The organism is Saccharomonospora amisosensis, assembly GCF_011761185.1.
GTDB lineage: Bacteria > Actinomycetota > Actinomycetes > Mycobacteriales > Pseudonocardiaceae > Saccharomonospora_A > Saccharomonospora_A amisosensis.
In genome coordinates this window covers 2847704-2868043 of sequence record NZ_JAAOYM010000001.1, presented here as the reverse complement: position 1 = coordinate 2868043, position 20340 = coordinate 2847704, and the positions used below count along the sequence as shown (strand labels likewise).

At 68.7% G+C, this 20340-nt stretch carries 18 protein-coding genes; 15 read left to right on the top strand and 3 right to left on the bottom strand.

Features of this window, described 5'->3' with window-relative positions; translation table 11 throughout:
* Nucleotides 1-92 precede the first annotated feature (92 nt).
* Both FHU38_RS13925 and FHU38_RS13920 read left to right on the top strand, forming a co-directional pair.
* A complete protein-coding gene (locus FHU38_RS13925) occupies nucleotides 93-1019 on the top strand; it encodes an ABC transporter ATP-binding protein (protein ID WP_208415672.1) in 927 nt (308 codons plus the stop codon).
* A complete protein-coding gene (locus FHU38_RS13920) occupies nucleotides 1009-1809 on the top strand; it encodes an ABC transporter permease subunit (protein ID WP_167171244.1) in 801 nt (266 codons plus the stop codon). The genes FHU38_RS13925 and FHU38_RS13920 overlap by 11 nt, the downstream gene beginning before the upstream one ends.
* Nucleotide 1810: 1 nt before the next feature.
* Here FHU38_RS13920 and FHU38_RS13915 read toward each other — a convergent pair whose 3' ends face one another.
* Nucleotides 1811-2308 carry a hypothetical protein gene (locus tag FHU38_RS13915; protein ID WP_167171241.1) on the bottom strand — a complete coding sequence of 166 codons (498 nt, stop codon included), beginning with the start codon at nucleotides 2306-2308 and terminating at the stop codon, nucleotides 1811-1813.
* 296 nt (nucleotides 2309-2604) lie between these two features.
* Here FHU38_RS13915 and FHU38_RS13910 point away from each other — a divergent pair, with 296 nt between their 5' ends.
* From FHU38_RS13910 to FHU38_RS13900, 3 genes are all read left to right on the top strand, one after another.
* Nucleotides 2605-3192, top strand: coding sequence for a maleylpyruvate isomerase N-terminal domain-containing protein (locus FHU38_RS13910; RefSeq protein WP_208415671.1), 588 nt, complete (start codon nucleotides 2605-2607; stop codon nucleotides 3190-3192).
* Between the two features lie 177 nt (nucleotides 3193-3369).
* Nucleotides 3370-4182 carry a 2-oxo acid dehydrogenase subunit E2 gene (locus FHU38_RS13905; RefSeq protein ID WP_243852251.1) on the top strand — a complete coding sequence of 271 codons (813 nt, stop codon included), beginning with the start codon at nucleotides 3370-3372 and terminating at the stop codon, nucleotides 4180-4182.
* An 88-nt stretch (nucleotides 4183-4270) separates the two neighbouring features.
* Nucleotides 4271-4633 carry an ArsR/SmtB family transcription factor gene (locus FHU38_RS13900; RefSeq protein WP_167171238.1) on the top strand — a complete coding sequence of 121 codons (363 nt, stop codon included), beginning with the start codon at nucleotides 4271-4273 and terminating at the stop codon, nucleotides 4631-4633.
* On the opposite strand, the gene FHU38_RS13895 is transcribed toward FHU38_RS13900, so the two are convergent.
* Nucleotides 4584-5546 carry a LysR family transcriptional regulator gene (locus tag FHU38_RS13895; RefSeq protein ID WP_167171236.1) on the bottom strand — a complete coding sequence of 321 codons (963 nt, stop codon included), beginning with the start codon at nucleotides 5544-5546 and terminating at the stop codon, nucleotides 4584-4586. The genes FHU38_RS13900 and FHU38_RS13895 overlap by 50 nt on opposite strands.
* 85 nt (nucleotides 5547-5631) lie before the next feature.
* On the opposite strand from FHU38_RS13895, the gene FHU38_RS13890 reads away from it, so the two are divergent.
* The 5 genes from FHU38_RS13890 to FHU38_RS13870 all read left to right on the top strand — a co-directional run bounded on the left by FHU38_RS13890 (nucleotide 5632) and on the right by FHU38_RS13870 (nucleotide 13445).
* On the top strand, nucleotides 5632-7200 hold the full coding sequence (locus FHU38_RS13890) for a 4Fe-4S dicluster domain-containing protein (RefSeq protein ID WP_313886769.1): 1569 nt from the start codon (nucleotides 5632-5634) through the stop codon (nucleotides 7198-7200).
* A 31-nt stretch (nucleotides 7201-7231) separates the two neighbouring features.
* On the top strand, nucleotides 7232-10063 hold the full coding sequence (locus tag FHU38_RS13885; protein WP_167171233.1) for a molybdopterin-dependent oxidoreductase: 2832 nt from the start codon (nucleotides 7232-7234) through the stop codon (nucleotides 10061-10063).
* A gap of 4 nt (nucleotides 10064-10067) precedes the next feature.
* Nucleotides 10068-11201 (top strand): P-loop NTPase, encoded by a 1134-nt coding sequence (locus tag FHU38_RS13880; RefSeq protein WP_167171230.1) that lies wholly within the window; start codon nucleotides 10068-10070, stop codon nucleotides 11199-11201.
* Between the two features lie 21 nt (nucleotides 11202-11222).
* Nucleotides 11223-12767, top strand: a complete 1545-nt coding sequence (locus FHU38_RS13875; protein ID WP_167171227.1) for a SulP family inorganic anion transporter — start codon at nucleotides 11223-11225, stop codon at nucleotides 12765-12767.
* 117 nt (nucleotides 12768-12884) lie between these two features.
* Nucleotides 12885-13445 (top strand): TetR/AcrR family transcriptional regulator, encoded by a 561-nt coding sequence (locus FHU38_RS13870; protein ID WP_167171224.1) that lies wholly within the window; start codon nucleotides 12885-12887, stop codon nucleotides 13443-13445.
* 77 nt (nucleotides 13446-13522) lie between these two features.
* Here FHU38_RS13870 and FHU38_RS13865 read toward each other — a convergent pair whose 3' ends face one another.
* Nucleotides 13523-15379: a sigma-54-dependent Fis family transcriptional regulator gene (locus FHU38_RS13865; protein ID WP_313886768.1), complete on the bottom strand. Its 1857-nt coding sequence runs from the start codon at nucleotides 15377-15379 to the stop codon at nucleotides 13523-13525.
* 175 nt (nucleotides 15380-15554) lie between these two features.
* On the opposite strand from FHU38_RS13865, the gene FHU38_RS13860 reads away from it, so the two are divergent.
* The 5 genes from FHU38_RS13860 to mimD all read left to right on the top strand — a co-directional run bounded on the left by FHU38_RS13860 (nucleotide 15555) and on the right by mimD (nucleotide 20289).
* A complete protein-coding gene (locus FHU38_RS13860; protein WP_167171221.1) occupies nucleotides 15555-15788 on the top strand; it encodes a hypothetical protein in 234 nt (77 codons plus the stop codon).
* 139 nt (nucleotides 15789-15927) lie between these two features.
* Nucleotides 15928-17580 carry a methane monooxygenase gene (locus FHU38_RS13855; protein ID WP_208415670.1) on the top strand — a complete coding sequence of 551 codons (1653 nt, stop codon included), beginning with the start codon at nucleotides 15928-15930 and terminating at the stop codon, nucleotides 17578-17580.
* 82 nt (nucleotides 17581-17662) lie between these two features.
* Complete coding sequence (locus FHU38_RS13850; protein ID WP_167171217.1) at nucleotides 17663-18727, top strand: FAD-binding oxidoreductase; 1065 nt, start codon at nucleotides 17663-17665, stop codon at nucleotides 18725-18727.
* A 9-nt stretch (nucleotides 18728-18736) separates the two neighbouring features.
* Nucleotides 18737-19921: a toluene hydroxylase gene (locus FHU38_RS13845; protein WP_167171214.1), complete on the top strand. Its 1185-nt coding sequence runs from the start codon at nucleotides 18737-18739 to the stop codon at nucleotides 19919-19921.
* Complete coding sequence (gene mimD / locus FHU38_RS13840; RefSeq protein WP_167171211.1) at nucleotides 19918-20289, top strand: propane 2-monooxygenase effector subunit MimD; 372 nt, start codon at nucleotides 19918-19920, stop codon at nucleotides 20287-20289. Before FHU38_RS13845 ends, mimD begins: the two co-directional genes overlap by 4 nt.
* Nucleotides 20290-20340: the final 51 nt, after the last annotated feature.

The window sequence follows — 20340 nt, the reverse complement described above, 5'->3', positions numbered from 1 at the left end:
CATCATGCCCACACCCGCGCGGATGACTCGCGTCCGGATCGCGGGCCGTTCGGCTCTAGGTCCGCACCGCCGCGTCACCCATGATCGTGACCATGATGGAGCCGCCGGTCAGCACGCGAGGGCTGAGCAAGACATTCGGTGACACGGTCGCGCTGAGCGAGCTGGATCTCGACGTGCGAAGCGGCGAGATCTTCGGTTACCTGGGCCCCAACGGCGCGGGCAAGACCACCACCCTGCGGCTGCTGCTGGGGATGTTGAAGCCCTTGGCGGGCAAGGCGCGCATCCTCGGCCACGACTGCTGGCGCGAGCAGGTCGCCGTGCACCGGCTGGTCGGCTACCTGCCGGGAGATCCCGCTCTCTACGGTCACCTGACAGGGGCCCAACACGTCGAGTACTTCGGCGCGCTTCGCGGCGGCGAGCGGCACGGGCACGCTGCTGAGCTGGCGCAGCGCCTCGGTCTGGACCTGCGGCGAGCGGCACGCACCTTGTCCAGAGGTAACCGGCAGAAGCTGGGCATCGTGCTGGCGCTGATGTCGCGCCCCGAACTCCTCGTCCTGGACGAACCCTCCAGCGGGCTGGACCCGATCATGCAGCGGGAACTGCACGGCCTGCTGCGCGAGCACACCGCACGCGGTGGTGCCGTGCTGCTGTCCTCACACGTTCTCGCGGAGGTGCAGCGGGTCGCCGACCGGATCGGGATTCTGCGAGCGGGCAGGTTGATCGCGGTGGAGCGTATCGACGAGCTGCGGTCCAAGTCACTGCATCGCGTGTCGGCGTGGTTCTCCGACGAGGTGGCGGCGGCCGAGTTCGCCGGCATACCGGGTGTGCGGCAACTCGAGGTAGGCGACCGGTGGCTGACCTGCGGTGTGCCGCGCAGCGCGCTGGACGACCTGTTGAAGCGAATCAGCAGGCACCCGGTGATGGACCTGGAGTGTGTCGAGGCAGGGCTGGAGGAGACCTTCCTCGCCTACTACGCGGAGCCGTCCGGAGCGCAGCAGGTGCGAACCGATGCTACGTAGCGTGCTACTCAAGACACTGCACGACCAGCGGCGGGCGCTGCCAGCGTGGGTGGTGAGCCTGGCGTTGCTCGTCGGGATCTACGTCGCGCTGTGGCCGAGTATCCGCGACCAGCCCTCGATGGGTGATTTCCTCCAGTCCATGCCGCCCGCGCTGCGCGCACTGTTCGCCACCTCCGGGGCCGACCTTTCGACGCCCACCGGATACATCCAGGTGGAGCTGCTGTCGTTCATGGGACCGCTGCTGCTGATCATCTATGCCGTGACAAGCGGGGCCGCAGCCGTCGCGGTGGAGGAGGAGCGGCGCACGCTCGACCTGCTGCTGTCCAACCCGGTCAGCCGGGGCAGGCTGGTGCTGGAGAAGGCGGCGGCCATGGTGTTCGGCACGCTGGCGCTGGCCGCTGTCACGGGGTTCGCGCTTGTGCTAGAGGGCAGCCTCGCGGACATGGCGCTGCCCGCCGACCGGGTGGCCGCGACGATGCTGCACATGGGACTGCTCGCGGTGGTGTTCGGCGCGGTTGCCCTGCTGATCGGTGCGGGGACCGGTTCGGCGACGGCAAGCAGGGCGGTCCCGGCCGTACTGGCGGTAGTGATGTATGTCGGCAACGGGCTCGCGCCGCTGGTGTCGTGGTTGGAGCCGGTGCGGCCGATCTCGCCCTTCTACCAGTTCTCCGCGCACGACCCGCTGCGCACCGGTCTGTCCGTGACATCCGCTGTGGTGGCGACGCTGACGGTGGTGGGGTTCGTGGCGCTCGCCGCCGCCGCGTTCCGCCGCAGGGATGTGGCGGGCTGAGTCAGCGCAGGATCTCCACCAGCAGTACCCAGGCATTGAGCAGGGCGCCGACGAAGGCGACGACGACACCGGCCACAAGCCAGTACAGGCCCGACAGTGACGTGGTGAGCAGCCCCGCGCCCGCGACGATCGTGGTGCCGGACAGCGCGACGGCGGGCAGAGCTTCCGCGATCAACCACCAGATCAGCGGCTGCTGCGAGGCGCGCCGCCCCGGGTGGTTCAACGCCGCCAGCAGCAGACCCGTCGCGGCCCCGACCGTCACCAGTTCGACACCCAACGCCCGCCCGGACTGCCCAGGCACGAGCAGCACCAGCGCCACCACCAGCGGGGCGGCCAGCAGCACCAGCGTGTGCGCCGCGCGGGCAGGCAGTCTGCTCCCGCTCAGGATGCGCTCCAGGTTGATCGACAGTGCCACGAACAGCAGTCCGGCCAGTGCCGCGCCCGCCCCGGCGACCGCGACGGCGAAGTCCGCCCAACCCTCGGCCCGGTATGCGTCCATCAGCCGATGCTGCCAACCCCACGCCCACCCCGCGAGTCCCCCGCTCCTGCCCGCGAGTCCCCCGCTCCTGCCCGCGAGTCCCCCGCTCCTGCCCGCGAGTCCCCCGCTCCTGCCCGCGAGTCCCCCGCTCCTGCCCGCGAGTCCCCCGCTCCTGCCCGCGAGTTATGCGTTCCCGCCGTCGAAAGGCCTCGAAACGCCCGCCATGCAGCGGGGCGAGCGAGGTGTGCAAGCCGGCACGGCTGGTGGTGTGCACCGGCGAACTCGTACGGTACGAGAGCACGATGAGAGGGGCCGGGATGAGCACGCGGCAGTGGATGGACCGTGGTACCGAACTGTTGTTGTCGGCGGTGAAGGAGCTGTCCGACACCGATTTCGCCGCACCGAGCGCGCTCCCCGGCTGGAGCCGGGCGCACGTGGTGGCGCATGTGCACTTCAACGCCGAGGCGCTGCGACGACTCGTGGGGTGGGCGCGGACCGGCGTGCCAGCACAGATGTACCCCAGCAGGCAACACCGGGACGAGGAGATCGAATCGGGCGCCCGGCTGCCGGCCGCGCGGCTGCGTGAGCTGGTCGGGGAGTCGGCCGCCGCGCTGGCCCGCGAGTACGACGAGCTAACGGCTGAGGGTCTTGAGCGGCAGGTTCGGACCGCACAGGGAAACCTGGTGCCCGCTTCCGCGTTGCCGTGGATGCGCACCCGAGAGGTGGTTGTGCACGCGGTCGACCTCGACACCGGCGCCGATTTCTCCGGCCTTCCCGACGACCTCGTGCGCGCGTTGCTCGTCGATGTGCTGGACCGGCGAATCGCCGCGGGGGAGGGGCCTGCGCTGGCGAGGTGGCTCACCGGCAGGGCTGACACGGCGCCGGAACTGGGTCCGTGGCTGTGACCTGAGGGTACGGGCACCGTGTTCCCGCGACCGGCCGGAGTGCAGAACTCGCGGGCGGGAGTGCAGAACTCGCGGGCAGGAGCGGGGGACTCGCGGGCAGGAGCGGGGGACTCGCGGGCGGAAGCGGGGGACTCGCGCCGAGTGGCAGGAACGCTGGTCGGCTCCGATACTCCGGCCATGGGTGACCGAGTGCACGGCTGGCGCAAGCTCGCGGGAGTCACCTGGGGCAGCCCCAAGGACCCGCAGTTCTACGGTGAGCTGGACGTCGACGCCACCGAACTGCTCGCCCACGTCGACCGGCTGCGCGCGCGGTCGGACACCCGCGTCACGATCACGCACCTGATCGGGAAGGCCGTCGCCCACGGGCTGCGCGAGGTTCCCCAGTTCGCGGTGCGACTCACCGGGGGCCACGCCCGGCCGAGAACGAGCCTCGACATCTTCTTCATCATCGCCGCCGGAGCGCAGGCGGAGCTGAACGGGGTGAAGGTCGAGCACGTCGACCGCAAGTCGACGGTCGACGTCGCGAGGGAGGTGGCACGGCGGGCCGAGGGAATCGAACGCGGCGCCGACACCGCGTTCGACCGAGGCAAGACCCTGCTGGCCAAGCTGCCCCGGCCGGTGCTGCGCACGGCGTTGCGAGGGGCCGCCTGGCTCACCTCGGATCTCAACCTGGACCTTTCCCGGTTCGGCATGCCGCGCCAGGCTTTCGGTTCGGCCATGGTGACGTCGGTGGGCATGTGGGGAGTGGCGCGTGGCTTCTCGCCGCTTGCGTCCTACTACCGCGTGCCGCTGCTGGTGCTGGTCGGCGCTGTCACCGACCGGCCCGTCGTCCGCGACGGCGCGGTGACGGTGCGGCCCGTGCTGACCCTCACCGCTACCGTCGACCACCGGTACGCCGACGGCAGCCATGCCGCCCGGCTGGCCGATGCGGTGCGCCGCTACTGCGCCGACCCCGCGGCGTTCGAACCGCTGGAAAACGTCACCGGGTAGGCAGAAGTCGTCGATCAGCACCAGGTCGAAATCGTGCGGCCACGCAAAGGTGCTAACACTTCCGTGCGCGGCCATCTAGGCTGTGACCATGGGGAACACCGCTGACGGGCAGGCAGCCGGGCTCGACCCCGCGCTGCGGGCGGAGCTGCACGAGCTCACCGCCATCCTGTGCAAGGCGCTCAACGACCCCAAGCGGCTGATGTTGCTGTACGCGCTGGCCGGTGGCCCGCGTTCGGTCGGTGAGCTGTGCGAACTGCTGGACACCACGCAGCCCAACGTCTCCCAGCACCTGGCGATGCTGCGCGAGCGTGGCATCGTCGGCACCCGGCGAAGCGGCAACAGCATCTTCTACTCGCTGCGCTACCCCCAGTTGTTGCACGCCATCGACCTGCTGCGCGACATCATGGCCGCAGAGGCCGGGCGGCGCCGGGACCTGGCCGGTCGCGCCTAGCGCCTGCACCAGCACCCGTGGCCGCGACGACGTCACGCAGTACCGGCGGGAGCTGCTCCCCGGAGCGAAGCACCAACCGCAGCACTCGCCGCAGATCGAGGCCCTGTGTCGGCACCACGACCAGCTTGCCCTGAGCCACGTCCTCGGCGAGCGCCAGCGAACTCAGTACGGCAGGGCCGATCCCGGCCTCGACGGCGGCCTTGATGGCCGTGGTGGAGGACAGCTCCATGATCGGGGCCGGGCGCGAGTGGTAACCGAGCCTTTCGAGTTCGTGGTCCAGCACATAGCGGGTGCCGGAACCGGGCTCCCGGCTGATCAACGGCGTCGCGGCGAGTTCGGCCGCGTTCACCGGCTCGGCGCGGCGGGCCCACGCGTGGTCGTGTGGCACCACGAGCAGCAACTGGTCGCGCGCCACCGGGTAGGCGTCCAATCCCTCGGGTGGTCGCGCGCCCTCCACGAACCCCAGATCGACCTTGCCGGAGAGCACCAGCTCGGCCACCTCGGCGGAGTTGACCACCTGCAGGCCGATCGTCGCGCCGGGCAGCCGCCTGCGCAGCTCGGCCAGCCAGCCGGGCAGCAGGTACTCGGCGATGGTCATGCTGCACGCGAGCTGGATGCGGCTGGCCTGTTGGTTACGCAGCGCCGATATACCCGCGTCCAGTTCGGCCGCCGCGTCCACCACACGGCCCGCCCAGTCGGCGATCACCGACCCCTCGTCCGTGAGCTGGGAGCCCGTTGCGGATCGCACGATCAGGGGTACCCCGATCAGGCGTTCCATGTTACGCACGCGGGACGCGGCGGCAGGCTGTGAGATGCCGTGCTCGCGCGCAGCCTTACCCAGACTGCCCAGCTTGGCGACGCTGAGCAGCAGATCGAGGGCGCCGAGTTCCGGCACCCGTGGCGGCAGTGGCACGCGTTCACGTTACTCCAAAGTCTGACTTGGGTGTACCCAGGATCGAGGTTGGTACCGGGGGTGTTGCCACGGAACTAACGTCACCGTGGGTCACAGTACGGAGGTTCCATTGCGGTACGGCTTCGCGATCGATCAGCGCACGTGCATCGGCTGTCACGCCTGCACGGTCGCCTGCAAGACCGAACACGAGGTCCCGGTCGGACAGTTCCGCACCTGGGTGAAGTACGTGGAGTCGGGAGATTTCCCCGCCACCACCCGGGATTTCGGCGTCATGCGGTGCAACCACTGCACCGACGCGCCCTGCGTGAAGATCTGTCCCACCCAGGCCTTGTTCAAGCGGGACGACGGCATCGTCGACTTCGACAACGAGCGTTGCATCGGGTGTAAGGCCTGCATGCAGGGCTGCCCCTACGACGCTATATATATCGACGAGGACACCCATACGGCTGCGAAGTGCAACTTCTGCGCCCACCGGGTGGACGAGGGCTTGGAGCCCGCCTGCGTGGTGGTGTGCCCGACGCACTCCATCTGGGTGGGCGACCTCGACGACCCCACCAGCGGGATCGCCAAGCTCGTGAACGAGAACCCAGTGCAGGTCAGGGCTCCGGAGCAGAACACCGGACCGAACGTGTTCTACCTCGGGGCGGACCGCGCCGTCCTGGACCCGCAGGCCGCACCCACCGGCGAGTCCTACCTGTGGGCGCGCCCGGACGAGCACCGCAAGTCGGCCTCGAAGGACCTGCCGGTCGACCCGGTGAGTAAGGCCCGTACCACGCTGAACACCGCGCACCCGAGGCCGTGGGGCTGGCGGGTCACGACCTACCTGTGGACCAAGGCCGTCGGCGCGGGCGCCATGCTGCTCGCCGCGCTGGCGCACATGCTCGGTGTGGACCTCGGCGCGGTCGGTGACATCGTGGCCCCCGCCATCGGTGTGGCAGGTATCGCGATCACCGGTGTGCTGCTCGTGTGGGACCTCAAGCGCCCCGAGCGCTTCCTGTACATCCTGCTAAAACCCAACCCGACCTCGTGGATGTTCTGGGGTGCGGTGGTGCTCGGAGCGGGAGCGGGACTGTTCGTGGCGTGGCTCGCGATGGGTGTGCTCGGCGCCGCCGGAATCATCGCCGCCTCCACCGTGGACACGGTGTTCACGTGGCTGGCCGTTCCCGCCCTGCTCGCCGCCGCGATGACCGCCGGATACACCGGGTTCCTGTTCGGCCAGGCCGAAGGACGGGACCTGTGGCAGTCGCCGCTGCTGTTCTGGCACCTCGTCGTGCAGGCCTTCATGGTCGGTGCCGGCGCGCTCGTCGTCGCCGCACTGGTCGAGGACACCGACGACGCGGGCCGCACCTTCCTGCTGTCCGCGCTGACCGTCACGGCACTGCTGCACGTGTTCATGCTGCTCTTCGAATACCTGGGCAGGCACGCCACCAGGCACGCCGCCGCGGCCGCGCACATGGTCGTCTCCGGCCGCTACGCCCGGATGTTCTGGGCGGGAGGCATCGGACTCGCCCTGCTCGGAACGGCGCTCGCGGGCGCGGGCTGGGCCGCGGGATCACTCGCACTCGGGCTCTTGGCAGGGCTCGTGGTGCAGGGCGCGCTGCTGGCCTACGAGAGCGTCTTCGTCCGGGCCGGGCAAGACGTCCCGCTGTCATGAACCCATGCCATCACGAAAGGAGCCTCCCACTATGACCGGGACCGAACCGGTGCTGCCGGGAGCGCGAACCCACGAGCACCTGCGCAACTTCCCTCCGGTGTCCAGCTGGGACAACCACATCGAGTACGACGCGAAGGCGCATCCGCGCAAGGTCCCGCACTCCTACATGTTGATCCCCACCACGTGCTTCAACTGTGAGAGTGCGTGCGGCCTGCTGGCCTACGTGGACAAGGACGACCTGTCGGTCAAGAAGCTGGAGGGCAACCCCGCCCACCCCGGTTCGCGTGGTCGCAACTGCGCCAAGGGCCCGGCGACGGTCAACCAGCTCGACGACCCCGAGCGCATCCTGCACCCGATGCGGCGCAAGGGTGAGCGTGGTGGCGGCGAGTGGGAGCGCGTGAGCTGGGACGACGCGCTCGACGACATCGCGGGTCGGATCCGCAAGGCGATCAGCGAGGACCGGCACAACGAGATCATGTACCACGTCGGCAGGCCAGGTGAGGACGGCTTCGCCGAACGGTTCCTCACGGCGTGGGGCGTGGACGGGCACAACTCGCACACCAACATCTGCTCGGCGGGAGCCCGCCTCGGCATGTCGCTGTGGACCGGTTTCGACCGGCCCTCCGCCGACCACGCCAACGCCAAGGTCATCCTGCTGCTGTCCAGCCACCTGGAGACCGGCCACTACTTCAACCCGCACGCGCAGCGGATCATGGAGGGCAAGCAGTCCGGGGCCAAGCTGGTCGTGGTCGATCCGCGGATGTCCAACACCGCCTCCCACGCCGACGTGTGGCTGGCGCCGTGGCCGGGTAGCGAGGCCGCGATCCTGCTGGCCATCGCGTCCTACCTGCTGCGTACCCGGCGGATCGACAAGGAGTTCGTGCGGCGCTGGTTCAACTGGCGCACCTACCTGGAGGAACTGCACCCCGACGTCGAGCAGGACTTCGAGGTGTTCCTCGACCGGATCACCGCCGACTACGACGAGTACACCTTCGAGTTCGCGGCCGAGGAGGCGCAGGTCCCGGCCGAGCGCATCGCCGAGATCGCCGAGCTGGTCGCGGACTGCGACGGCAGGCTCGCCGCGCACGTCTGGCGTGCGGCGACCGCGGGCAACCTCGGCGGCTGGCAGGTCGCGCGCACGCTGTGGTTCGTGCTCGCGCTCACCGGCAGCATCGGCAAGCGCGGTGGCACCAGCCCCAACGGCTGGCACAAGTTCATCCCGCACGGCCCCAACAAGCCGGAGCCCCACGAGCGGTGGAACGAACTGACCTGGCCGCGCGAGTACCCGCTGGCGACCAACGAGATGTCGATCCTGCTGCCGCACTTCCTCGCCGAGGGCCGCGGCAAGCTGGAGCTGTACTTCTCCCGCGTCTACAACCCGATCTGGACCAACCCGGACGGGTTCACCTGGATGGAGGCGCTGACCGACCCGGACAAGGTCGGCCTGCACGTGGCGCTGACCCCGACGTGGTCGGAGACGGCGGAGTTCGCCGACTACGTGCTGCCGATGGGGCACTCCAGCGAGCGGCACGACACGCAGTCCTACGAGACCCACGCCGGGCGCTGGCTGGGTTTCCGGCAGCCGGTGCGCAGGGTCGCCATGGACCGGCTCGGCAAGGACTACACCGACACCCGCGACGCCAACCCAGGCGAGGTGTGGGAAGAGAACGAGTTCTGGTTCGAGCTGTCCTGGCGCATCGATCCCGACGGCAGCCTGGGCATCAGGCGGTACTTCGAGTCGCCGTACCGGCCCGGTGAGAAGATCACGGTGGACGAGTACTACCGCTGGATATTCGAGAACGAGGTGCCCGGCCTGCCGAAGAAGGCAGCCGACCAGGGCATGGAACCGCTGGAGTACATGCGCCGCTACGGTGTCGTCGAGGTCGACACCGACGTGTACCGGGTGGACGAGCGACCGGTGGTCGAAAACCAGCTCGCCGAGGCCACCGCCGACGAGAACGGCGTGCTTCGCACCCCGGTGACCCCGGACTCGGTGGCGCCGGTGATCGGAGAGGCGGGTGCCGTCGGCCTCAAGCACGAGGACGGCACCGCCACGTTCGGCTGGCCGACGCCATCTCGCAGGCTGGAGGTCTACTCCACCTCGATGCGGGACTGGGGCTGGCCGGAGCACACCACGCCCGGCTACATCCGCTCGCACGTCGCCAGGAGCGAGATCGACCTGGAGGCCGGGGAGTTGGTGCTCGTGCCGACGTTCCGGCTGCCCACGCTGATCCACACCCGGTCGGGCAACGCGAAGTACCTCAACGAGATCTCCAACACCCACCCGCTGTGGCTGAACTCGGTCGACGCCGCGCGGCACGGAGTCGCCACCGACGACCTGGTGCGTATCAACACCGAGATCGGCTACTTCGTCGCACGAGTGTGGGTGACCGAGGGCATCCGTCCCGGCGTGTGCGCGCTGTCGCACCACATGGGCCGGTGGCGGCTGCACCCCGGCGAGGGCAGTCGCTGGGTCAGCGGCATGGTCGAGCTGTCCCACCCCGACGGCGAGCACACCTGGTTGCTGCGGCACAAGGGCGGCGTCGAGCCGTTCAAGTCCTCCGACCCCGACTCGAGCCGGATCGACTGGACCGACCCCGGCGTGCACCAGAACCTGGCGTTCCCCGTGCACCCCGACCCGCACTCCGGCATGCACGCGTGGCTGCAGAAGATCCATATGGAGCACGCGAGGCCACAGGACCGCTACGGCGACGTCTACGTGGACACCCGGCGTTCGGCCGAGGTCTACCGGGAATGGCTTGGCAAGACCCGCGCCACGCTCGGCCCCGAGGGCAGGCGTCGGCCGGAGTTCATGATGCGCCCGCTGGCGCCCAAGCTCCGCGGCTACCGGGTGGATGGGTGAGGTCATGCTGACCCGCAACAGGAGCAGAGTAGCGGTCGACGAGGCGGCGGTGCGTGCGGCGGTGGCCGCCGTACCGGACCCGGAGATCCATCGCGGCATCGGTGAACTGGAGATGCTGCGTTCGGTCACCGTCGGCCGGGGCGGCACCGTCCACGTCGAGATCGCGCTCACCACGCCCGCCTGCCCGCTTCGGGACCGGCTGACCGCCGACGTCACCTCGGCCGCCACCGGGGTGTCCGGCGTCAACAGCGTGGAGGTCAGCTTCACCAGCATGACCGAGCGCGAACGCATGGAGCTGGCCGGGCGGCTGCGTGGCAACACCGAAGGCGGCGGTCCCACCGACGCCTTGGGCTCGCAGACGGCGGTGTACGCGGTGGCCAGCGGCAAGGGCGGCGTCGGCAAGTCGTCCGTGGCGGCGAACCTCGCGGTGGCGCTGGCCGCTTCGGGCAAGCGGGTCGGGCTGATCGACGCCGACGTGTGGGGCTACTCGGTCCCGCAGCTGTTCGGCGTGCGGCGCAACCCGGTCGCCCTGAAGGGACTCATGCTGCCCGTGGAGGAGCACGGAGTGCGGCTGATGTCGGTCGGCTTCTTCGTCTCCGAGGAGGAGCCGGTGGTCTGGCGCGGCCCGATGCTGCACAAGGCGCTAGAACAGTTCCTGTCCGATGTGCACTGGGGTGAGCTGGACGTGCTGCTGCTCGACCTGCCACCCGGCACAGGGGACATCACGCTGTCGCTGCTCGAGCTGGTGCCGCAGGCCGCGCTGCTGGCGGTCACCACGCCACAGCCGGCCGCGCGCAACGTCGCCTCCAGGGTCGGCCGCATGGCCAAGGACATGCGGATGCCGGTGGCAGGCGTCGTGGAGAACATGAGCACTCTTCACTGCTCCAGCTGTGGCGAGCAAACCGCGATGTTCGGGTCAGGCGGCGGGCAGCAGCTGGCCGACGAACTCGGCACCGACCTGCTCGCGCAGATTCCGCTCGACGTGGCGCTGCGCGAGGCGGGCGACATCGGGGTGCCCGTGGTGACGGGATCACCGGATGCTCAGTCCGCCGTCGCGTTCACCGAGTTGGCCCAGCGGCTTCCTGTCGTGCGGCGCAGCATCGCCGGGCTGGCGCTTCCGTTGTCGGTCGTGAACTGAGCCGTGGCCACAACCGTGCGCGTGAGGCAACAACACGGTGGCGCGAGCGGCGGGACCCGCAGGCGGTGGATGTACGACGCCATCGCCGGTGTCAGCGTGGCGATGGTCGGCATCCCGCAGTCGCTGGCCTACGCCGAACTGGCCGGGCTGCCGCCGATCGCGGGGCTGTACGCGGGGGCGCTGCCGCCGCTGCTCGCCGCGATCTTCGCGTCCTCGCCCTACCTGCAGACCGGGCCGGTGGCCATCACCGCGCTGCTTACCTACAGCGCGTTGAGCACGATCGCCATGCCGGGCAGTCCTGAGTACGTCGGGCTTGGCCTGGCGCTGGCGCTGGTGGTCGGCGTGGTGCGGGTGGGGCTGGGGCTGCTGCGGGCAGGCTGGCTGGCATACCTGATGTCACAGCCGATGCTGCTCGGATTCGTACCCGCGGCCGCGGTGCTCATCGCCAGTTCGCAGCTGCCCAAGGTGCTGGGTGTCTCACCACCTGGGTACGGCAACGAGATCGTCGAGGCGGGGTGGGGAGTGGCGCACCCGGCACAGTGGAGTCTCGCTGCGCTGGCGATGGGCGCGATGACGGTCGTGGTGGTGCTGGGTGCCCGGCGGCTGCATCCGCTGGTGCCCGGAGTGCTGCTGGCCGCGATCATCGGTATCGCGGTCTCGGCGCTCGGCTTCTATTCCGCACCCGTGGTCGACGACATCCCTTCGGGTTTCCTGCCGTTCACCCTCGACGAGATCCCGTGGGACAGGCTGCCGGAGCTGCTGCTGCCAGGCGCGATCATCGCGTTGATCGGGTTCACCGAGGCGGCCTCGATCTCGCGCCGGTTCGCCTCCGAGGAGCGGACGCGATGGAACGCCAACCGGGAGTTCATCAGCCAGGGTGTGGCCAACGTGGCGGCCTCCGCGGTCGGTGGCATGCCGTGCGGGGGTTCGTTCTCCCGCAGCTCGGTGAACCGGATGTCCGGCGCGAGAACGCGGTGGTCCGGCGCGGTCACCGGGTTGACGGTGCTGGCGTTCCTGCCGTTCGCCACCGTGTTGCGGCCGCTGCCGCTTTCGGTGCTCGGCGCCATCGTGATCGTCGCCGTGGTCGGGTTGATGCGGTTTCGCCCGCTGCTGCGGCTGTGGCGGCTGTCCACCCCGCAGGCGGTCATCGCGTGGAGCACCTTCCTGGCGACCATGTTGCTGGCTCCGCGCCTTGACATCGCCGTGCTGATCGGCATCGGGCTTTCCATCGCGGTGTTCCTGTGGCGGTCGCTGCAGCTGGAGATCGACGTGGAGACCGAGGGCACCACACTGCGGTTCGTCCCGCGTGGTGTGCTGTGGTTCGGCACCGCGCAACGACTCGACACCGTGCTGCTCGACGCTCTGGCCGAGCATCCGGACGCCGACGCGCTGGTGATCGACCTCAGCAGGCTCGGCCGGATCGACACGACCGGCGCGTTGATGCTGCGTTCGGTGCTCGACCAGGCGCGCGGTGCCGGGCTGCTGGCCGATGTCACCGGCATCCCACCGCAGTCGCGCAAGCTGACCGAGCGTGTACTCGGGCCGGAGATCGGACCGCTCGATTGATCGCCCGGCACGGCGCGTCCGGCGCACCGGGACGCACGGCTACGATCGGGACATGACCGAGGAAAGTTCAGTGAGGAATCCGGCAGCCGGACGACGCGCACCCGCTCGAACGCGCTGATGGAGCCGGTTCGGCGCATCGTGGGCGGCCGCAGGGCGGATACCGTCGCCCGGCTGCTGGACGCCGCGGTCGAGGAACTGCGCGTGGTGGAGTACCAGGACCTCTCCGTACGCTCGGTCGCCAAACGCGCGGGTGTCTCGCCCGCGACGGCCTACACGTATTTCTCCTCCAAGGACCACCTCGTCAGCTCGATCGTGTGGCGCAAGGTTCAGGAGCTTTCCGACCAGGACGGCGCAGCCACTCCCACCGAAGGAGGGCACGACGAGCTGCACCACGTGGTGCGCAGCATCACGAGGGTGTTCTCGGAGGAACCCGAACTGAGCAAGGCCTACACCTCGGCGTTGCTTGCCGACGACCCGGAGGTGCGGCGGCTGCGGGAGCAGATCGGGGCCGAACTGGCAAGGCAGTTGTCCGGCACCCTGGAACCCGCGCGCGGCGAGGTCAGCGGTGCGGTCACCATGGCCTTCGTCGGCGGCATGCTGCTCGCCGGTATGGGCTACCTCTCCTTCGACGACATCGCCGACCGCCTCGAGGCGATGGCACGCCTCATGCAAGCCTGAACCCCCGCGAGTCCCCCGCTCCTGCCCGCGAGTCCCCCGCTCCTGCCCGCGAGTTCTGCACAGCGGCGGCGCCCGCTTCAGCGTTCCGGCAGCACGATGCCGTACTCGTGGATCTTGCGGTAGATCGTCGCTCGTGACATGCCGAGCAACTGCGCCGCCTTGCTCTTGTTGCCACCAGCGTCCTCGATGCTCTGCACGATCGCGTCCCGCTCGATGGACTCCAGCCGGTTCAGCGAGCGTCGGGCGGCGGTGCGGTACCTAGCGGGCAGGTCGGCGGGCCGGATGGTGCCCGCCCTGCGGTGACGCACGATCTGCTTGAGCAGGTTGAACAGCTGCGTGACGTTGCCGGGCCAGCTCGCCCGCATCAGCAGATGCATGGTGGTCGGCGAGCAGGTCAGCCGGTCGGCGTGGCCGAGCTTGCTGAGCAGGAACGGCACCAGCTCGCGCAGGTCGTCGAGGTGATGGCGCAGCGGCGGCACCTCGACTGTGCGGGGGAACAGCGCAAGCAGCGGAGCGAGGGCGGCGCCCGCGTCGGCGTCGGCGCTCAGTGTCACCACCACCCACGGCACCGCAGAATCCGAACCAGAACCCGAACTCGACACCGACTCGCGCAACTCGCCGAGTACCGCGGCCAGCGAGTGCGCCGTCGTCTCCGACAACCGGTCCACGTAGCGGATCAGTACAGCGCGCGGGGTGTCCTGGCGCAGCTCGTCGGCCAGCGCGTCCACCCAGCCCGTGCCGCTGGACCTGGTGGCGCTCACCGTGAGCAGCCTGCCCGCCGGGTCGCGCCGCTGGTGCACCGCGCGGGCGACGGCGCTCTTGCCCGCGCCCTGCTCGCCCGCCAGCGCCAACCACTCGCCCGCGCGGTATCCCGCGTCCACCTCGTGGCAGCAACGCAGCCACGCCGGCGCCGAGCCCACGATGCCGGGAAGGAACAGCGGAACCGACGCGTCCGGGGCGGGGCGCGATTCCTCCTGCTCGACCAGCTGCACGGTCAGCACGCCGCCGACGATGTCGCTGTCGCAGGAACCCAACACCCTGCGGCAGCGCAACCGCACCCTGCTGCCGGTGGGCAGCGCGAGCACCGCCGTGTCCCTCGGCCGCTCCGCCAGCGCCTGCCGGGCGTGCCCGAGCAGCACCGACTGGTCGCAGGGGTCCAGCAACTGCCGAGCGCTGTCGTTGAGCATCACGATGTCGTCGTTGAAGGCGATGACCACGCCGGTGGTGTGCTGGCAGGCCTGCAGGTATGCCTGGAACAGCGACAGCTCCCGCAGGCTGGTGTTGGTCATCAGCGACTGCCGGATCTGCTCGGCGGTGGTTCTGGCCAGCGCGATCAGCAGCCTGCCGGCGTCCTTGCGCCAGCAGGTCAGGTCCACGGCGCCGACCACCTTGCCCGACACCGGATGGTGAATCGGCACTCCGGCACAGGCCAGCGTCTCCAGGTGCTCTGCGTAGTGCTCGTGGCCGAACACGTGGGTCGGGCGGCCGTCCTCCAGCGCGGTGCCGATGCCGTTGGTACCCACGAACCGCTCGCCGTAGCTGAAACCGGGCACGAGCGCGACCCGGTCCAGGTGCCGTTGCAGGTCCCGGTCACCGGTGTGCTGGGTGAGCACCACACCGTTGGGATCGGTCAGGATGAGACTGATCGGCTGCCCTTCGAGCTGCTCACCCAGCTTGCGCAGTACGGGGTCGGCGCTGTTGATGAGCGGGGTGTCCAGGTTGCGGTCCTCGAAGTAGGGCAGGTCGATGTGATCGGGTGGCACCCGCGCCTGCTGCGAACGCCACCACGAGGTGAGGATCGCGTCGCGCACCGCGTTGGGCTCCATGACCTCCGAGGTCAGGAAGCGCACCCGACTGCGCGCCACCCGCTCGTCGTCGACGCCCGTCCTACGGGACACGGGCGTCACCCGCCGTGCCGCACTTCTGGGGTCCACCTCGACCTCCTTCCCCGCTGTGACGGCAGGGCCGGTACCGGCACCTCGCTGTGGGCCGAGTCACAGAGTACGGGGGCCGGGGTGCTCGCGGGTGTCTCAATTTGAGACGGCCACCGTGGGCCCTCGGCGGTGTCATGGGTGCTCAAAGGCGACATTCACGCCAGGGAGGCACCAGATGGAACCGGAGCAGACCTACAACCCGTGGACCGTCGTGAACCTGGTCTTCGCCCACCTCGTCGAGCAGGGGCTACGCCCGACCCTCGGCGAGGCGGGCCCACCGGGTGAGCCAGCGGCCGCACTGCTGCGCGCACTGGGGGTCCGGCCGACCCCGGAAGGCGATGCCCGCGTGAGCGAGGACGCCAGGCAACACCTGGCCACGTTGCGTGCCGAGCTGCTCGACGAACCCTGAACCCACGGGCTGTCTCATATTGAGACCGATATCACGCCCACGCCGGGTTGTACTTCTCGTGTCCGACGCGCGGCCGATCGCATCGACGCGCCACCGGCGACGGCCGCCGCCGGCCGCCGGCGACGGGTAAGGAGACAAGATGAGCCGCCAGAGCGTGGCGAAAGCCCACCAGAAGATCCAGGAACTGTCCTGGGAACCCGAGTACCACACGCCGGTGTCCCACTACGGAACCGACTACACCTTCCGCAAGGCGAAGAAGAAGGACCCGCTCAAGCAGGTACTGCGCTCCTACTTCCCGATGCAGGAGGAGAAGGACCACCGCGTCTACGGCGCTGAGGACGGCGCCATCCGCGGCAACATGTTCCGTCAGGTCCAGCAGCGCTGGCTTGAGTGGCAGAAGCTGTTCCTTTCCATCATCCCGCTGCCGGAGATCTCGGCCGCCCGTGCGATGCCACTGCTGTTTCGCACGGTGCCGAACCCCGAACTGCACAACGGGCAGGCCATCCAGATGATCGACGAGGTCAGGCACTCGACGATCCAGCAGAACCTCAAGCGCCTGTACATGAACAACTACATCGACCCTGCCGGCTTCAACACGAGCCTGCGCGGATTCCACAACGACTACTGCGGCACCATCGGCAGGCAGTTCGCCGAGGGCTTCATCACCGGCGACGCCATCACCGCCGCCAGTGTCTACCTCACCATCGTGGCCGAGACGGCGTTCACCAACACGTTGTTCGTCGCCATGCCCGCCGAGGCTGCCGCCAACGGCGACTACCTGTTGCCGACGGTGTTCCACTCGGTGCAGTCGGACGAGTCGAGGCACATCAGCAACGGCTACGCCACGCTGCTGATGGCGCTGTCGGACGAGAGCAACCACGAACTGCTCGAGCGCGACCTGCGCTACGCGTGGTGGAACAACCACTGTGTCGTGGACGCCGCGATCGGCACCTTCATCGAATACGGCACCAAGGACCGCCGCAAGGACCGCGAGAGCTACGCGGAGATGTGGCGCCGCTGGATCTACGACGACTACTACCGCAGCTACCTTGTGCCGCTGGAGAAGTACGGTCTCACGATCCCGCACGACCTCGTCGAGGAATCCTGGAACCGTATCTGGAACAAGGGCTACGTGCACGAGGTCGCGCAGTTCTTCGCCACGGGGTGGCTGGCCAACTACTGGCGCATCGATCCCATGACGGACGAGGACTTCGAGTGGTTCGAGCACAAGTACCCCGGCTGGTACGACAAGTACGGCAAGTGGTGGGAGAACTACAACCGGCTTGCCGTTCCCAACGGTCACAACCCCATCGCGTTCGAGGACGTCGACTACGTCTACCCGCACCGGTGCTGGACCTGCATGGTGCCGTGCCTCATCCGTGAGGACATGGTGATGGACGAAGTGGACGGTCAGTGGCGCACCTACTGCTCGCAAGGCTGCCACTGGACCGACAAGATCGCGTTCCGGCCGACCTACCAGGGCCGCGAGACACCCAACATGGGCAAGCTGGTCGGCTCGCGGGAGTGGGAGACGCTGTACCACGGCTGGAACTTCGCCGACATCGTCAAGGACATGGGTTTCGTTCGCGACGACGGCAAGACGCTCGTGGCGCAGCCGCACCTCGACCTCGACCCCAAGAAGATGTGGACGCTGGACCACCTGCGCCGCTGCCCACCCTTCGCCAGCCCCAACGTGACGCTGAACGAGATGACTCCGCGGCAGCGGGAGGAGTTCTACGCCGACTACGTCCGGCAGGGGCCAGCGGGCAGGCCCGCCCCGGCGCAGGACTGACAGCCACCCACCGGACGAGCGCGGGGCCGGGCACCGCCCGCCCCGCGCCTCGTCCCACGACCGACGAGGACGGGCGAACCCCATGGCAGAAAGGCATCTGGTGCGCTTCGAGCCGGTCGGCATCGAGATCGAGGTCGACGAGGAGCAGACCATCCTTCGGGGTGCGGCGGAGCAGGGTGTGCTGCTCATGCACGGCTGCAAGGAAGGCCAGTGCGGCTCCTGCAAGTCCTTCATCCTCGAAGGGGAGGACGTCGAACACGACCGGTACTCCACCTTCGCGTTGCCCGAGTTCGAGAAGGAGGAGGGCTTCACCCTGCTGTGCAGGGCACACGCGTACGAGGACCTGACCATCGAGTTGCTCAACTACGACGAGGAGATGATCCACTCCGGACTGCCGATCGAGGAAGCGGTCGTGGAGGTGGTTTCCAGCGAGCACGTCACCCACGACATGCGCCATCTCGTGGTCCGGCTCGTCGAACCGGAGTCGTTGCGCTTCTTCCCCGGCCAGTACCTGGATTTCGAGATACCGGACACCGAGCAGACGCGGTCGTTCTCGATGGCGAACACCTCCAGCATGGAATCAGGGTTGCTCGAGTTCGTCATCAAGATCTACCCGGACGGGCTGTTCTCCGACTTCCTCGACACCAAGGTGTCGGTCGGTGACCGGCTGCGGGTGACCGGGCCGTTCGGGGCGTTCACCCTGCGCGACGCTCCGGGAAAGGACCTGGTCTTCGTCGGGGGTGGCGCCGGCATGGCGCCGATCCTGTCGCTGCTTCGTTCCATGGCAGAGCGGGGTAGCGACAGGACGGCGACCTTCTACTACGGAGCACGCAGGCGCAGGGACTTGTGTTTCACCGACGAACTGCGCGAGCTCGAACGTACGCTCCCCGGATTCCGTTACATCCCAGCACTGTCCGAACCGGACGACTCCGACGAGTGGGACGGTGAGGTGGGGCTGATCACGGACGTGGTAGCGCGCAACGAGACCGACCTCGCTGGCGCCGACGCCTACGTCTGCGGTCCGCCGCCGATGGTGGAGGCCGCCGTCGAACTGCTGCCCTCGCTTGGTGTGGCGGCCGACCGCGTGTTCTACGACAAGTTCACCACCACCGGGGAATCCGACGGGTCCGATCCACTCCGACAGTAAGGATCAACCATGACAACCACGCAGGAACCCGCGCAACAAGAACGCAGCGTACCCAGGCCGGTCTTCACCGACGCCGAGGCGGGAGCGAGGCAGTTCCCCGACTCCGAGTCGCGCCGCTTCAACTACTTCTCCCCGAAGAAGCGCAAGCAGAGCCACTACGAGGACGTCACCGTCGAGGTGCAGCCCGACCCGAGGCACTACCTCAGTCAGGGCTGGCTCTACGCCTTCTCCGACGGCAAGGGCGGCTACCCACTGGAGTGGACGGTGCTCAAGGCATGGGGCAGTGACCGCCCAGAGCCTCGCCGCTACCCCGGTTCGGGCGGGAAGGGTTACGACTGGCCGGCACACGGCTGGCACGAGTTCCGCGATCCGAACGAGGAGTGGGAACAGACCATCTACCGCAACAACTCCAACGTGGTCCGCCAGCTGAACCAGAACGTCGAGGCCGCCCGCGAGGCCGACGCGTTCAGCCAGTGGAACCCGAACTGGGTGCAGTTCGTGGCCCAGCACGTCGGAGCGTGGATGCATGTCGACCACGGGTTGGGTCTCTACCTGTTCGCCAACGCCAACCGCAGGGCGCCGACCAACATGCACAACACCGCGATCTCGGTGAACAGCATGCACCTCATCAGGTCGGCACAGGACCTGGCGCTGTACAACCTGACACTGAGCGAGGAGATCGGCGACTTCGACGGCACCGCGCACCTGTCGACGTGGAACTCCGACCGGGCCTGGCAAGGGGTGCGGCAGACGACCGAGCAGCTCACGGGGGTGTGGGACTGGGCCGAGGCGGTGTTCGCCGCCAACATCGTGTTCCAGCCACTTGTAGGGGAGTTGTTCCGGAGCAACCTGGTGCAGCAGGCCGCGCCCGGCAACGGCGACTTCGTCACGCCGACACTCATCGGCGCGGAGGAGTACGAGTACGCGCAGCGCGACCTGCGTTACACCCGCGCCATGTTCGAACTGCTCACCACCGACAAGGAGTTCGCCAACCACAACACCGAGACGATGCGGTCCTGGCTGAGCACGTGGGTGCCGCGTTGCCTTGAGGCGGCCCGCACCCTGCAGCCGCTGTGGTCGCAACCGGATGCGAAACCGCCGCGCTTCGAGGACGGACTGGACCGTGCGAAGAGCAGGTTCGCCGGGATCGTGTCCGACCTGGGCCTGAACGTACCGAAGGAGCTGAACCAGTGACCACGTTCAAGAACCCGGAGAGCCCGTTCAAGCCGGACAGCACCGCGTCGAACATGTGCGGGTTCACGTTGATGAACAACCAGGTCGGCGCCATCGTCGCCGAGGTGATGAAGGGCAAGGACAACGTCACCGTCACCCACCTGCCCTCGATGATCCGGGTGGACGCCAAGGGCCGGATGGACGTCGTCTACTCCGAGATCGACGAGGCCGCGGGCGAGGAGGAGGGCTGGTTCGACCAGGCCGAGTTCGAGGAGAGCATGTCCACCCACTACGGCCGGATGGTGCACCTGGACGACCGCACCATCATGTTCGCCAACCCCGAGGACGCCGCCGAGTATCTCGACTTCGACCTCAAGCCGATTCGCTAGATCCAAGGGGTCGTGGGTGGACCGCGGCTTGCACCGTCGTCCACCCACGAC

Bases quoted from the DNA above. Each gene is read 5' to 3' on its own strand.
- FHU38_RS13925 (WP_208415672.1), top strand. From the start codon at position 93: ATGATGGAGCCGCCGGTCAGCACGCGAGGGCTGAGCAAGACATTCGGT.
- FHU38_RS13920 (WP_167171244.1), top strand. From the start codon at position 1,009: ATGCTACGTAGCGTGCTACTCAAGACACTGCACGACCAGCGGCGGGCG.
- FHU38_RS13915 (WP_167171241.1), bottom strand. From the start codon at position 2,308: ATGGACGCATACCGGGCCGAGGGTTGGGCGGACTTCGCCGTCGCGGTC.
- FHU38_RS13910 (WP_208415671.1), top strand. From the start codon at position 2,605: ATGAGCACGCGGCAGTGGATGGACCGTGGTACCGAACTGTTGTTGTCG.
- FHU38_RS13905 (WP_243852251.1), top strand. From the start codon at position 3,370: ATGGGTGACCGAGTGCACGGCTGGCGCAAGCTCGCGGGAGTCACCTGG.
- FHU38_RS13900 (WP_167171238.1), top strand. From the start codon at position 4,271: ATGGGGAACACCGCTGACGGGCAGGCAGCCGGGCTCGACCCCGCGCTG.
- FHU38_RS13885 (WP_167171233.1), top strand. From the start codon at position 7,232: ATGACCGGGACCGAACCGGTGCTGCCGGGAGCGCGAACCCACGAGCAC.
- FHU38_RS13880 (WP_167171230.1), top strand. From the start codon at position 10,068: ATGCTGACCCGCAACAGGAGCAGAGTAGCGGTCGACGAGGCGGCGGTG.
- FHU38_RS13870 (WP_167171224.1), top strand. From the start codon at position 12,885: ATGGAGCCGGTTCGGCGCATCGTGGGCGGCCGCAGGGCGGATACCGTC.
- FHU38_RS13860 (WP_167171221.1), top strand. From the start codon at position 15,555: ATGGAACCGGAGCAGACCTACAACCCGTGGACCGTCGTGAACCTGGTC.
- FHU38_RS13855 (WP_208415670.1), top strand. From the start codon at position 15,928: ATGAGCCGCCAGAGCGTGGCGAAAGCCCACCAGAAGATCCAGGAACTG.
- FHU38_RS13850 (WP_167171217.1), top strand. From the start codon at position 17,663: ATGGCAGAAAGGCATCTGGTGCGCTTCGAGCCGGTCGGCATCGAGATC.
- FHU38_RS13845 (WP_167171214.1), top strand. From the start codon at position 18,737: ATGACAACCACGCAGGAACCCGCGCAACAAGAACGCAGCGTACCCAGG.